Origin of the sequence: Sphingomonas sp. (genome assembly GCF_019746665.1) — a bacterium.
Lineage (GTDB): Bacteria > Pseudomonadota > Alphaproteobacteria > Sphingomonadales > Sphingomonadaceae > Sphingomonas.
This window is the reverse complement of sequence record NZ_JAIERS010000012.1, coordinates 101,748-114,863: the sequence shown is the minus strand read 5'-3', so window position 1 is coordinate 114,863 and position 13,116 is coordinate 101,748. Positions and strand designations below refer to the sequence as shown.

General features: G+C 68.1%; 14 protein-coding genes, 1 tRNA gene and 1 other RNA gene. 12 read left to right on the top strand and 4 right to left on the bottom strand.

Going from position 1 to position 13,116, the window contains the following annotated elements; all coding sequences use genetic code 11:
* Positions 1–33: 33 nt before the first annotated feature.
* Complete coding sequence (locus tag K2X73_RS08875; RefSeq protein WP_294110060.1) at positions 34–903, top strand: TauD/TfdA family dioxygenase; 870 nt, start codon at positions 34–36, stop codon at positions 901–903.
* A 3-nt stretch (positions 904–906) separates the two neighbouring features.
* On the opposite strand, the gene K2X73_RS08870 is transcribed toward K2X73_RS08875, so the two are convergent.
* Positions 907–996: transfer RNA gene (locus tag K2X73_RS08870), tRNA-Ser, on the bottom strand.
* Between the two features lie 94 nt (positions 997–1,090).
* Here K2X73_RS08870 and K2X73_RS08865 point away from each other — a divergent pair.
* From K2X73_RS08865 to K2X73_RS08815, 11 genes are all read left to right on the top strand, one after another.
* Positions 1,091–2,116, top strand: a complete 1,026-nt coding sequence (locus K2X73_RS08865; protein ID WP_294110059.1) for a lytic murein transglycosylase — start codon at positions 1,091–1,093, stop codon at positions 2,114–2,116.
* A complete protein-coding gene (locus K2X73_RS08860) occupies positions 2,116–2,919 on the top strand; it encodes an RlpA-like double-psi beta-barrel domain-containing protein (RefSeq protein ID WP_294110058.1) in 804 nt (267 codons plus the stop codon). Before K2X73_RS08865 ends, K2X73_RS08860 begins: the two co-directional genes overlap by 1 nt.
* A 16-nt stretch (positions 2,920–2,935) precedes the next feature.
* Positions 2,936–4,108, top strand: a complete 1,173-nt coding sequence (locus tag K2X73_RS08855; RefSeq protein WP_294110057.1) for a D-alanyl-D-alanine carboxypeptidase family protein — start codon at positions 2,936–2,938, stop codon at positions 4,106–4,108.
* Positions 4,102–4,728 (top strand): dTMP kinase, encoded by a 627-nt coding sequence (tmk, locus tag K2X73_RS08850; protein ID WP_294110056.1) that lies wholly within the window; start codon positions 4,102–4,104, stop codon positions 4,726–4,728. Before K2X73_RS08855 ends, tmk begins: the two co-directional genes overlap by 7 nt.
* Positions 4,719–5,717, top strand: a complete 999-nt coding sequence (locus K2X73_RS08845) for an AAA family ATPase (RefSeq protein WP_294110055.1) — start codon at positions 4,719–4,721, stop codon at positions 5,715–5,717. The genes tmk and K2X73_RS08845 overlap by 10 nt, the downstream gene beginning before the upstream one ends.
* A gap of 9 nt (positions 5,718–5,726) precedes the next feature.
* Positions 5,727–7,280 (top strand): methionine--tRNA ligase, encoded by a 1,554-nt coding sequence (gene metG / locus K2X73_RS08840; protein WP_294110054.1) that lies wholly within the window; start codon positions 5,727–5,729, stop codon positions 7,278–7,280.
* On the top strand, positions 7,280–8,056 hold the full coding sequence (locus K2X73_RS08835; protein WP_294110053.1) for a TatD family hydrolase: 777 nt from the start codon (positions 7,280–7,282) through the stop codon (positions 8,054–8,056). The genes metG and K2X73_RS08835 overlap by 1 nt, the downstream gene beginning before the upstream one ends.
* The gene (locus K2X73_RS08830) at positions 8,053–8,817 is read left to right on the top strand and encodes an MBL fold metallo-hydrolase (RefSeq protein ID WP_294110052.1); all 765 of its coding nucleotides are present in this window, start codon (positions 8,053–8,055) and stop codon (positions 8,815–8,817) included. The genes K2X73_RS08835 and K2X73_RS08830 overlap by 4 nt, the downstream gene beginning before the upstream one ends.
* Positions 8,814–9,425, top strand: coding sequence for a TIGR02281 family clan AA aspartic protease (locus K2X73_RS08825; RefSeq protein WP_294110051.1), 612 nt, complete (start codon positions 8,814–8,816; stop codon positions 9,423–9,425). Before K2X73_RS08830 ends, K2X73_RS08825 begins: the two co-directional genes overlap by 4 nt.
* 27 nt (positions 9,426–9,452) lie before the next feature.
* Positions 9,453–10,187, top strand: coding sequence for a nucleoside triphosphate pyrophosphohydrolase (gene mazG / locus K2X73_RS08820; RefSeq protein ID WP_294110050.1), 735 nt, complete (start codon positions 9,453–9,455; stop codon positions 10,185–10,187).
* Between the two features lie 328 nt (positions 10,188–10,515).
* Positions 10,516–10,983: a methyltransferase domain-containing protein gene (locus tag K2X73_RS08815; RefSeq protein WP_294110049.1), complete on the top strand. Its 468-nt coding sequence runs from the start codon at positions 10,516–10,518 to the stop codon at positions 10,981–10,983.
* Here K2X73_RS08815 and K2X73_RS08810 read toward each other — a convergent pair.
* The 3 genes from K2X73_RS08810 to ffs form a co-directional block, all read right to left on the bottom strand.
* Positions 10,980–11,303 (bottom strand): YbaB/EbfC family nucleoid-associated protein, encoded by a 324-nt coding sequence (locus K2X73_RS08810; protein WP_294110048.1) that lies wholly within the window; start codon positions 11,301–11,303, stop codon positions 10,980–10,982. The genes K2X73_RS08815 and K2X73_RS08810 overlap by 4 nt on opposite strands.
* 3 nt (positions 11,304–11,306) lie before the next feature.
* The gene (locus tag K2X73_RS08805) at positions 11,307–12,941 is read right to left on the bottom strand and encodes a DNA polymerase III subunit gamma/tau (RefSeq protein ID WP_294110047.1); all 1,635 of its coding nucleotides are present in this window, start codon (positions 12,939–12,941) and stop codon (positions 11,307–11,309) included.
* A 55-nt stretch (positions 12,942–12,996) separates the two neighbouring features.
* An RNA gene (gene ffs, locus K2X73_RS08800) (signal recognition particle sRNA small type) lies at positions 12,997–13,095 on the bottom strand.
* Positions 13,096–13,116: the final 21 nt, after the last annotated feature.

Sequence of the window (13,116 nt, the reverse complement as noted above, 5' to 3'; positions counted from 1 at the left end):
AGCCGAGACGCGACACAGCGGGGAGGAGGCGGCATGGCGACGCAGGCGAGAACCAAGCTCGATTGGCGGATCGAACCGTGCGGCCCGGTGCTGGGCGCGGAGCTTGGCGGGGTCGAGATAGGCGATGCCGTCGACCCGGAGGTCGCCGCCGAGCTGCGCGCGCTGCTTACCCGCTACAAGGTGCTGTTCCTGCGCGATTTGGACTTGAGCCACGAGCAGCATCTCGCGCTGGGCCGCGTTTTTGGCCCGCTCGAAGGGCATCCGGTGATCGCGCATGTGCCCGGCTATCCCGAAATCCTCGACATTCGCGGCAGCGAGGGGCGGGTGAGCGACGCGGCGAGCGACCGCGCTTTTCGTGCGCTGGATAAATGGCATAGCGACGTCACCTTTCGCGCACGCCCCAGTTTCGGCGCGGTGCTGCGGGCACGCGAGTTGCCGCCGATTGGGGGCGATACGCTGTGGGTGGACGCCGCGGCCGCCTATGAAGGGTTGTCCGACGCGGTCAAGGCGCGGATCGCGGGACGTACCGCGACCCACGATCTTCTCCACGATTTCGGCGATCGCATCGCGCCCGAACGCCGCGCGGCGATGGCCGCCGAATTTCCGCCCCAGCACCACCCGATCGCGCGCGGCCATCCCGAAACCGGCGAACACGTGCTGTTCGTGAATGCGAGCTTCACGAGCCGGATCGACGGCCTTGACGATGCCGAGAGCACCGAGTTGCTCCGCCACTTGCTCGATCAGTTCAAGGTGCCCGAATATCAGATTCGGTTTCGCTGGACGCCCAATGCCGTCGCCATCTGGGATAATCGCTGTACCCAGCACTACCCGGTCGCCGATTACTGGCCCGCGAAGCGTCGAATGGAGCGCGTGACGATCGCCGGGGAGTCGGTGCTGGCGTGACGATGGCGGACAGGGTGGGATTCGAACCCACGGTGGGCTTGCACCCACGGCGGTTTTCAAGACCGCTGCCTTAAACCACTCGGCCACCTGTCCTTGAAGCTCCGCTTAAGGCGCTTATCGCATTTCGCGCAAGGGGCGGGCTTTTCCGGCTTCAGCCCCGCGCGGGGCTGTGGCAAAGCCTTGGGCCATGGGGCGTATCACCACCATCTTGTTCGCCATCACCGCCTGGGGCGCGCTCGGCGGGGCGGCCGAGGAGAGCGGGGACGCGGGCTTTGAGGCCTTTCTCGCCAGCCTGCGCGCCCAGGCGGCGGCGCGCGGGGTGAGCGCCCAGGCGATCGAGGCGGGGTTCGCCGGCGTCACGCTCAACCGCCGCGTGATCGAGCTCGATCGCGCCCAGCCAGGCGGCCCGGTCAACGCGCCGCCACCCAGTTTCGAGCCCTATCGCCGCAGCCATGTCGACACCCCCCGGATCGAGCGCGGGCGCGCGATCTATCAGGCGACGCGCGCGCGCCTCACCGCGATCGAGCGCGAGACCGGGGTGCCCGAAAGCATCATGGTCGCGATCTGGGGACATGAGAGCAGCTATGGCGCGGTCACCGGCAAGTTCGATCTGCCGAGCGCGCTCGCGAGCCTTGCTTATGACGGGCGCCGCCGCGCGCTGTTCACCGACGAGTTCATCGCCGCGCTCAAGATGATCGACCGCGGCGTGCCGCGCGAGCGGCTGAAGGGCAGCTGGGCGGGGGCGACGGGCAACCCGCAATTCCTGCCGAGCGTCTATCTCCGCCTCGCGCGCGACGCCGATGGCGATGGCCGGGCGGACATCTGGACGAGCGAGGCCGATACGCTCGCGTCGATCGCCAATTATTTCGCCGATGCCGGCTGGCGGCGCGGCATACCCTGGGGCTTCGCGGTGAGCGTGCCGGCGGGGCTGGATCGGGCGGGTCTCGCGGGCCGCACCGTCGCCCCGCGCTGCCCGAAGGTGTTCGAGCGCCACAGCCGCTGGCTGACCATGCGGGAGTGGCGCGCGCTCGGGCTGGTGCCGCTCGATCGCCCCTGGCCGGGCGACGAGGTGCTCGCGACGCTGATCGAACCCGATGGGCCGGGCAAGACCGGCTATCTCACCACCGGCAATTACCGCGTGATCCTCGACTATAACTGTTCCAACTTCTATGCGCTGTCGGTGGGGCTATTGGCGGACGCGGTGGAGCGGTGATGCGGGCTTTGGGGGGTGTGATGCTGGCGCTGTTGAGCGCCGCAGCGATGACGCAAGAGCCGCCAGCGGGCGCGGGGCCGCGCGGCACGAGCCAGGAATTCGGCAAGGATCGCTATGACGCGGTCGGCTATGCCAGCTGGTATGGCGAGGAAAGCGGCCAGTTGATGGCGAACGGCCAGCGCTTCGATCCGCAGGCGGTGGTCGCCGCGCATGCCAGCCTGCCGCTCGGCAGCTTCGCCGAGGTGACCGCGCTCGATACCGGCAAGACGATCCTGGTGCTCGTCACCGATCGCGGCCCCGGCGCGCCAGGGCGGTTGATCGATCTGTCGCGCGGGGCGGCCAAGCTGCTCGGCGTCGATAGCAACCCGCTCGCGCCTGTGCGGGTGCGGCGGGTCGATCCGCCCCCGGCCGACCAGGCGGCGCTCCGCGCGGGCAAGCCCGCCTCGCCCCGGCTCGACGCTCCCGCTGCTTTGCTTGCCGCCTTGCGCAAGCAATTGCCGACCGCCCCGCGCCCGGTAATCCCGGCGAGCGCGAAGCCCGTTCCGGTGTCGCCGCGCCGGCCCGTCGCTCAAGCGGCACCAGCACCCGCGCCGGCCGGGCAGGGCCTGTTCGTGCAAGTGGCCGCGCTCTCCAGCAAGGCGCGCGCGCAGGCGCTCGCCGAGCGGCTGGGAGGTGGAGTGCAGGCGGTGGGGCCGGTGTTCCGCGTGCGGCTGGGGCCGTTCGCTTCCCGCGCCGCCGCCGATGCCGCCCGCGCGCGCGCCGCCGCCGCCGGCTATGGCGATGCCCGTTTGGTTCAAGAGTAAGCCTGTGAGACCCGTTATGTTCAAGAAGTTCGCCGCCACCCTGTCGCTCGCCGCGCTTGCCGCAGCACCCCTTTCCGCCGCGGCGCCGCCGTTCAGCACCCCGGCGCCGGTCGCTTACATGGAGGATCTGTCGAGCGGCGCGGTGCTGTTCGCCAAGGACGCCGACCGGCGGATGCCTCCCGCCTCGATGGCGAAGATGATGACCGTCTATGTCGCCTTCGAGATGATCAAGCATGGCGATCTGAAGCTCGATCAGCTGATCACGGTGCGGCCCGAAACCTGGCAGAAATGGCACGGCCCGCAGGCGGGATCGACGATGTTCCTCTCGCCGAACGAGCAGGTGAGCGTCGCCAATCTGCTCTACGGGATCATCACTCTTTCGGGCAACGATGCCTGTGTGGTGCTCGCCGAAGGGGCTTCGGGCACCGAGGAGGCGTTCGTCGCGCAGATGAACGTGGCGGCGAAGAAGCTCGGCCTCACCAACAGCCATTTCGGCACCTCGAACGGCTGGCCCGATGGCGGGGTCACCTATGTGACCGCGCGTGACCTCGCCAAGCTCGCCAGCGCGACCATTCGCGACTATCCGCAATTCTATAAGCGCTTCTATTCGCGGCCCGATTTCACCTGGGGCAAGACATTGGGCAGCGGCAGCCCGATCACCCAGGCCAATCGCGATCCGCTGCTGGGGCGCGTCGCGGGGGCCGATGGGCTGAAGACCGGGCACACCGAGGAAGCCGGCTATGGCTTTACCGGCTCGGCCGAGCAGAATGGCCGGCGCCTGGTGATGGTGATCGCGGGGCTCACCAGCTTCAACCAGCGGATCGAGGAATCGGTGCGCTTCATGGAATGGGGCTTCCGCGCTTGGAAGGCCAAGAAACTGGTCAGCAAGGGCCGCCAGGTGGGGGAGGCCGAGGTCCAGCTCGGAAGCGCGAGCAAGGTGGGGCTGGTCGCGCCGAATGATCTCAACCTGACCTTGCCCGGTGGGCCGACGCCCGAGTTGACGACCAAGATCGCCTATCAGGGGCCGGTCAAGGCGCCGATCAAAGCCGGGCAGCATATCGCCGATCTGGTGGTGACGGCGCCGGGCCTGCCCGCGCAGAAGCTGCCGCTGGTGGCGGCGAAGGATGTCGGCGCGGCCGGCTTCTTCGGGCGCGCCTGGGCGGGGCTCGGGTCGCTCTTCGGTTGGTGACAGGCGCGCGCTTCATCACGCTCGAAGGCGGCGAGGGGGCGGGCAAGTCCACTCAGGCCCGCGCGCTCGCCGAGGCGTTGCGCGCACGGGGGCTGCCCGTGCTGGTAACGCGCGAGCCCGGCGGCAGCGCCGGCGCCGAGGCGATCCGGGCGCTGCTGCTGCAAGGCGAGGCGGGGCGCTGGAGCCCCCGCGCGGAAGCATTGCTGTTCGCCGCCGCCCGCGCCGATCATCTGGAGAAGACCATTCTCCCGGCGCTCGCGGCGGGCGAATGGGTGATCTGCGACCGTTTCATTGACAGCACCCGTGCCTATCAGGGCGCGGGCGGCATCGAGGATGCCGCGATCCTCGCGCTGCACCGCTTTGGCGCGGAAGGGCGGTTGCCCGACCGCACCTTCGTGCTCGATCTGCCGGTGGCCGCCGGGCGGGCGCGTGCCGAGGCGCGTGACGGCGCTGCCGCCGATCGCTTCGCCGCGCGTGGTGATCCCTTCCACGCGAGTGTCCGGGAGAGCTTTCACCGCATCGCCGCCGCCGAGCCCGATCGGGTGCGGCTGATCGACGCGGCGCAAAGGCCGGACGCGATCACCGCCGCGTTGCTCGCTGAACTGACGCCGTGGCTCTGATCGGCAACGAAGCCGCCCGGCACGCCTTCCGCGCGGCGATGGATTCGGGCGCCTTGCACCATGCCTGGCTGCTCACCGGGCCAGAGGGCGTGGGGAAGGGGGCCTTCGCCCGGCTTGCCGCGCACCGCCTGCTCGCCGAGGCGCTGGGCGCGCCGAACCTGCCGCCGGGGCTCGACCTGCCCGAGGGCGACCGCACCACCGCACTGATCGCCGCCGGCGCGCATCCCGATTATCGCGAACTCGTCCGCCTGCCCAAGGACAGCGACAAGCCCGAGGGCGAGCTGGCGCGCTCGATCTCCATCGCCCAGGTGCGCCAGCTCCAGCCCTTGTTCGCGACCAAGCCCGCGCTCTCGTCCAGGCGCGTGATCGTGATCGACGCGGTCGACGAACTCGAGCGCCCCGGCGCCTCCAACGCTTTGCTCAAAAATCTGGAGGAGCCGCCCGCCGGCACTCTCTTCCTGCTGGTCAGCCATGCGCCTGGCAAACTGCTACCCACGATCCGCTCGCGCTGCCGCCGGCTGCGCTTCGATCCGCTGGCCGACGCGGAGGTGCGCGACGTGCTCCGCGGCCAGTTGCCCGAGGCAAGCTCGGCGGAGCTTGAGGCGCTGGTGCGGGTGGGGGCAGGCTCGCCGGGGCGGGCGCTGCGCTATGCGGGGCTCGATCTCGCGGCGATCGACAGCGCGCTATCGGCCATCGCCCGCGACGGCGATCCGAGCAACGCCCGCCGCGCCGCGCTCGCCAAATCGTTGGGCGTGAAGGCGCAACAGTCGCGTTACGAGGCGTTTCTGGATCGCGCGCCGAGCTTCATCGCCGGCTTTGCCGTCGAGCGCCGGGGCGCCGCGCTGCAATCGGCGCTCGATGCGTACGACATGGCGCAGGCGCTCGCCGCCACCGCCCGCGCGCAATCGCTTGATGCTCAGGCGACGGTGTTCGAGCTCGCCGGCCTCGTCGCGCGGCTCGGGCTTCACCAGGCGCGCGCGATGGATTAGGGGCACGGCATGGCCGAGCCTTTCTACATCACCACCGCGATCAACTATCCCAACGGCCGGCCGCATATCGGCCATGCCTATGAAGCGATCGCCGCCGACGCGATCGCGCGCTTCCAGCGGCTGATGGGGCGCGACGTCCGCTTTCAGACGGGCACCGACGAGCACGGCTTGAAAATGGTGCAGACCGCGCGTGACCGGGGCGTGCCGGTCCGCGCGCTCGCCGATGAAATGTCGGGCTATTTTCAGGAAATGCGGGACCAACTTAACATCAGTTGTGATCGCTTCATCCGGACCACCGATGCCGATCATTACGCGGCCAGCCAGGCGATCTGGCGGGCGATGGCGGATGCAGGCGACCTGTATCTCGCGCGCTATGAAGGCTGGTATTCGGTCCGCGACGAGGCGTTTTATGACGAGAAGGAACTGGTCGACGGGGAGGGGGGCAAGCTCTCCCCCCAGGGGACGCCGGTCGAATGGACCGCCGAGGAAAGCTGGTTCTTCCGCCTGAGCAAATATCAGCAGCCGCTGCTCGACCATTACGCCGCGCATCCCGAATTCATCCAGCCCGAAAGCCGCCGCAACGAAGTGCTGCGCTTCGTCGAAGGCGGCCTGAGCGACTTGTCGGTCTCGCGCACCAGCTTCGATTGGGGCGTGCCGGTGCCGGGGTCACCCGGGCACGTGATGTATGTGTGGGTCGACGCGCTCACCAACTATCTCACCGGCACAGGCTATCCGGGCTGGGATAACGAGCTGAAGCGCTTCTGGCCCGCCGATCTGCATCTGATCGGCAAGGACATTGTCCGCTTCCACACCGTCTATTGGCCGGCCTTTCTGATGTCGGCCAAGCTGCCGCTGCCTAGCCGCGTGTTCGGCCACGGCTTCGTGCTCGCGCGCGACGGCGCCAAAATGTCTAAATCGGCGGGCAATGTCGCCGATCCGCTCGCGCTGGCGGAGGCTTTTGGGGTGGATGCGCTTCGCTATTTCCTGCTGCGAGACATCAGCTTCGGCCAGGACGGCACGTGGAGCGAGGAAGCGATCGTCGCGCGCGCCAATGCCGATCTGGCGAACAGCTTCGGCAATCTGGCGCAGCGCACGCTGAGCCAGATCTTCAAGAATTGCGACGGCTATCTGCCCGCGATCCACGGCCACAGCCCCGCCGATGCCGCGCTGTTCGAGACGATCGACCGCGCGGTGCGCGGCACCATCCCCAATGCCTTCCAGGAACTCGCTTTATCGCAGGCGACCGAGGCGTGGATCCAGGCGGTGTTCGCCTGCAACGCCTATATCGACGAGCGGGCACCCTGGGCTTTGCGCAAGACCGATCCGCAGCGGATGGAGACGGTGCTGGCGACGCTTTACATCTGTATCGCCCAGCTCGCGGTTTCCATCAGCCCGGTGATCCCGGCGAGCGCCGCGAAGCTGCTCGACGCGATGGGCATCGCGCCCGAATTGCGCACGATCGAGGCGATCGGCGGCCACTGGTACTCGCCGCTCGCCGAGAGCGGTTTCCGGCTGAGCCAGCCCGTCGCGCTGTTCCCCCGCCTCGATCCGCCGGCCGCGTGATGTTCGTCGATTCGCACTGCCACCTCAATTACAAGGGGCTGGTCGAGCAGCAGCATGACGTCATCGCCCGCGCGCGCGATACGGGCGTGGCGACGATGCTCACCATCTCGACCCGCGAGCGCGAATGGGACGAAGTGGTCGCGATCGCCAAAGTGCATGACGACATTTGGGCAAGCATCGGCATTCACCCGCACGAAGCCGATGCCCACCCGCACGTTACCGCCGAAACGCTGATCGCGCGTGCCGCGCATCCCCGCGTGATCGGGATCGGCGAGAGCGGGCTCGATTATTATTATGATCATAGCGACCGCACCGCGCAGGCGCGCAATTTCCGCGCGCATATCGCTGCCGCGCGCGTGACGGGCCTGCCGCTGATCGTCCACACGCGCGACGCCGAGGACGACACGCTCGCTATCCTGGGCGAGGAGATGGGGAAGGGGGCGTTCCCCTGCCTGATCCACTGCTTCACCGCGAGCGGGGCCTTCGCCGATGCGGCGCTGGCGCTGGGTTGTTACATTTCGATCTCGGGCATCGTGACGTTCAAAAACGCGCGCGACTTGCAGGAAGTCGCCGCGCGGCTGCCGATCGAGCGGATGCTGATCGAAACCGATGCGCCCTTCCTTGCGCCGGTGCCGCACCGGGGGAAGACCGCCGAGCCCGCCTTTGTCGCCGATACCGCGCGGTTTCTCGCCAATCTGCGCGGGATGAGCGTGGAGGCGCTTGCCAAGGCCACAAGCGCCAATTTCTTCCGCCTGTTCGGCAAGGCGCGCGCGTGAAGCTGCGCATCCTCGGTTCGGGCACGTCGTCGGGGGTGCCGCGGATCGGCAATGATTGGGGGGCGTGCGACCCGAACGAGCCGCGCAACCGGCGGACGCGGGTGTCGATCCTGGTCGAAACGCCGGAGATCCGCGTGCTGGTCGATACCGGGCCGGATATGCGCGAACAGCTGCTCGCGGCGGGCGTCGACCGGGTCGATGTGGTGATCTGGACGCACGACCATGCCGATCACTGCCACGGGATCGACGATCTGCGCCAACTCTTTCACGCGCGCGGCACGCCGATCCGCGGTCTCGCCCGTCCGGCGACGGTCGCCACGCTCAACGCGCGTTTTGGCTATGTCTTCCATGGGCAGCACGGTTATCCCGCCAGCGCCACGATCGAGCCCTTGCCCGATTCCTTGACGGTCGGCGATCTGATGATCCGGGTTGCCGATCAACCGCATGGCGGCATCTTCTCGGCGGGCCTGCGCTTCGAGCATGATGGCAAAAGCGCCGCCTATGCCACTGATTTTCATGAACTGACGCCCGCAATGGCCGCGCTTTACGAGGGTCTCGATCTTTGGGTCGTGGACGCGCTGCGCCGCCGCCCGCACCCTTCGCATCCGCATCTGGCGCAGGTGCTCGGCTGGATCGACCAGCTCCAGCCGAAACACGCGGCATTGGTGCACCTGGATCAGTCGATGGACTATGCGAGCCTCGTCGCCGAGCTACCCCAAGGCGTCGAGCCGGGTTATGATGGCCTCGAGTTCACGCTATGAACCAAGGCGCCGACGCACTTTTCTATCTGCTCGTGCTGATCCTGCCGGTATCGGCCCTGGTCGCGCGCCAGGTACCGAGGGGCCAGATGGCACGCATGGCGCTCGCCTGGGTGGGTATCTTCGCGGTCGGGCTGGTGATCGCGACTGGCTACACCCGCAACCGGGCGACGGTGGACGAATGGCTGGTTTCGGCGGGCCTGAAGCGCGTCGCGGTCCGTGGCGGCGCGGTCTCGATTCCGCGATCGAGCGACGGGCATTTCTACGCCGATGTGCAGCTCAACGGCGTCGAACGCCGGCTGATGATCGACAGCGGCGCGACCGAGACCGCGATCGATCCGGACCTGGCGAAGGCTGCCGGTATCGCCACCGATCCGACGCGCAGCGAAGTGGTCGACACCGCCGGCGGCGAGGTGACGGCGCTGATCGGCCATGCCGAACGGCTACGGCTCGGCCCGATCGAGGCCGAGCGCCTGCGCGTGCTGGTCGCGCCGAGCTTCAAGGGCGGCGTGCTGGGGATGAACTTCCTGTCGCAGCTCAAAAGCTGGCGCGTCGAGGGCGATCTGATGGTCCTGGTTCCCATCGGCGCTAGCGGAAATAATTATACATAATGTTGATTATCGTACTTGAGGAGTGGCATGGTTGATCGGCTGGTAACCATCATGGCGCGGCTGCGCGACCCCGTCTCCGGCTGCCCTTGGGATCTCGAGCAGGATTTTGCCTCGATCGCGCCTTACACGATCGAGGAAGCCCATGAAGTCGCCGACGCCATCGCCCGTGGCGACATGGCCGATCTGAAGGACGAGCTTGGCGATCTGCTGCTTCAGGTGGTGTTCCACGCCCGCATGGCCGAGGAAGCCGGCCATTTCGCGCTGGCTGATGTTATCGCGTCGATCAGCGACAAGATGGAGCGCCGCCACCCGCATATCTTCGGCGACGGCAGCGGCGGCCCGGAGCAATGGGAGGCGATCAAGGCCGCCGAACGCGATGCCAAGGGCGCGGCAAGTGCGCTGGACGGCGTCGCCCTGGGCCTGCCCGCCTTGATGCGCGCCGAGAAACTGCAGAAGCGCGCTGCGCGCACTGGCTTCGATTGGCCCGATGCCGAGGGCGCGCGCGCCAAGATCGACGAGGAACTCGCCGAGGTCGCGACCGCCCCAGACGCGGCGGCACGCGAGGAGGAAATTGGTGACCTGCTGTTCGCGGTCGTCAACTGGGTGCGCAAGCTGGGCATCGACCCCGAAGCGGCGCTGCGCGGCGCTAACGCCAAGTTCGAACGCCGGTTCCGCGCGATCGAGGCGACCGACCGTTTCGCTACGCTCGATCTGGCGGCCAAGGATGCCCTATGGGCGAAGGTGAAAGCGACCGAGGGCTGATGTCGACCGCAACCCTTCGGTAACCAAGCGCTGCTATCCAGCGAAGATTGGCAAATCGCAAGGATTGATGATGTCCGCCTCTCTCGCCCGGATCGGTCGTGCTCTCGCCGGACGGTCGTTGACGGACATCCTTCGGCTCGGGGGCAAGACGCTTGTACGCCACGCCAAGCGGCTGAGCCCCGCCGCCCGCGCCGCCGCCCGCGCGGACCGCGCTTTCGACGCGCGTTGGGGGACTGACACGAGCGCGCAGGTGACGATGAGCGGACTCGATTTTCCGCTCGAGCTCCAACGCCTTAGCCACCATTATCAGGCAAGCGGCGCGCATATGGTGGAGGTGGTCATCGCCGCCGCCGGCATCGCACCCGAGCGCTTCACCTTCATCGACTATGGCTGCGGCAAGGGGCGCATGGTGATGTTGGCGGCCGCGCGCTTCGCAGCGGCGATCGGAGTCGAATATTCGCCTAGGCTGATCGCGATCGCCGAACGCAACGCAAAGGCCTTCCTCGCGCGCGGCGGTGCCGATCGGGCGCCCATTTTTTGGCAGGGTAACGCGGCCGAGTTCCTGCCACCCGGGGGTGATCTTTTCTGCTATTTATACAATAGCTTCGGGCCGGAAATTCTGAGCGATTGCCTGCTTCGCCTCGAACAGGCCAAAACGGTTCAGGCAAGCCGGCGCGTGCTGCTTGCTTATGTGGATCCGCAGCACGGGCCGCTCGTTGTCAGTCGCGGCTGGTCGGCGCTCGCCGAAGCACCGGGTCTCACGATCTTCGAAGCCCCCTCCCCGCGAAGGCCTTAGAAGGGCAACTTAAATCCCGGCGGCAGCGGCAGGCCGCTCGTCATCTTTGCCATTTCCTCGTTGGAGGCAGCATCGGCCTTGGTGCGAGCATCATTGATCGCGGCCGCCACCAGATCCTCCACCATCTGCTTCTCGCTCGGCTGAAGCAGCGAGGGGTCGATCTCGACTCCGGTGATCCGCCCCTTGGCGGTGGCGCGGACCTTCACCAGCCCGCCACCCGCCGCGCCTTCCACCTCGATCGTGTCGAGATTGGCCTGGGCGCGCTGCAACTCGGCCTGGACGCGCTGCGCCATTTCCAGCGCTTCCTCGATACCCTTCATCATCTAGCTCCTGTTGATTTCCCACCCCGCCAGCTCGGCCTGCGGGAAAGCGGCGAGCGTAGCGGCGACCACCGGTTGCTCCGTCACCCACGCCCGTTCGGCCGCGACCCGCGCGGCCTCGGCTTCTTGCAGCGTCGGCGCGCCGGGCTCGTCACGGGCCTCGACCGTCCAGGCCGCGCCGGTGATCGCCCGCAGCGTCTCGGCCAGATCGCGGGTGAGCGTGGCGGGGAGCGGCTTGGCCGCGCTCAGCACCAACTCGCCTGGCGCGTAATGCACCAAACGCGCGACGACGCGCAGCGTGCCCGCGAGCGTCATCTTGCCGCGTGCGTCGAGCAGCGCGATCATCTCCTCGAAGCTTGCCGGCAGACCGGCATGCGGCGCCGCCGGCGCGGGGGCAGGCGGCGCGGGCGCGGCGGGGCTCGGGGCGACAGGAGCCCCTTGCCCGCTCAACTGCTTCACCAGTTCGCCCGGATCGGGGAGCGCCGAGGCATGGATCACGCGCAGCAGCGCCATTTCCGCCGCCTCGATCGGCAGCGCCGCGCGGCCTACTTCCTCATGCCCCTTCAGCAGCAGCTGCCACAGCCGGTGGAGCGCGGGAAAGCTCAGCCGCGCCGCCCAACTGGCCAGCGCCGCGCTTTCCTCGGCAGATTGCGCGGCGTCGGTTGGCGTGCCGAGCTTGGCAAGGGTGACGGCATGGCTCGTTTCAAGCAGCGCGCGCAGCACGGCGAGCGGATCGACGCCGAGATCATATTGCCGCCGCAGCGCCGCCAGGCTCTGGCGCGCTTCGCCCGCCAGCAGCAGGCCGAACAGATCGCGCGTCGCGCCACGATCGGACAGGCCCAGCATGTCGCGCACCGCCGCCGCCGCGACGCCGCCGCCCTCTATCCCGGCATGAGCGATCGCCTGATCGAGGATCGAGAGCCCGTCGCGCGCGCTCCCTTCCGCCGCGCGGGCGATCAGCGCGAGTGCCTCATCCTCGGCCTCGACGCCTTCCAGACGGCAGACCTCGGCGAAATGCGCGGCGAGCTTCTCGGCGGGAATGCGCCGCAGATCGAACCGCTGGCAGCGCGAGAGCACCGTGACCGGCACCTTGTTGACCTCGGTGGTCGCAAACAGGAATTTGACGTGCGCCGGCGGTTCCTCGAGCGTCTTGAGCAGCGCGTTGAACGCACTTTTCGAGAGCATATGGACTTCGTCGACGATGTAGATCTTGAACCGCGCCGAAACCGCCGCGTAGCGCGACGCCTCGATGATTTCGCGGACATCGTCCACCCCGGTATGGCTGGCGGCGTCCATCTCGATCACGTCGATATGGCGCCCCTCGGCGATCGCGCGGCACGGCTCGCACACACCGCAGGGATCGATCGTGGGGCCGCCCTGCCCGTCCGGACCGACGCAGTTGAGCGCCTTGGCAATCAGCCGCGCGGTCGAGGTCTTGCCCACCCCGCGCACCCCGGTGAGCAGGAAGGCATGCGCCAGCCGCCCGCGCCGGATCGCGTTGCCGAGCGTCTGCACCATCGCATCCTGCCCGATGAGCGCGGCGAAGCTCTGCGGCCGGTATTTGCGCGCGAGCACGCGGTACGCTTCGGGCTTGGCCGGTTGCGGCGGCTCGCCCAGATCGAGGAAGGAATCGGCCATTTGTGTGTGTTACTAGCGACGCGCGGCGCTCTTGTCGAAGCGGCAGCGGCGCTTTGGAGGTGGGAGCCGGAACGACCCGGGGCGAAAATCGTTGTGGCTGCTTCCTTCCGGACCTGACCAGGTTGGCGACGGCACCGTCCGCCCGACTCCCGCGCGGCATATGGGCGAAAGCGGG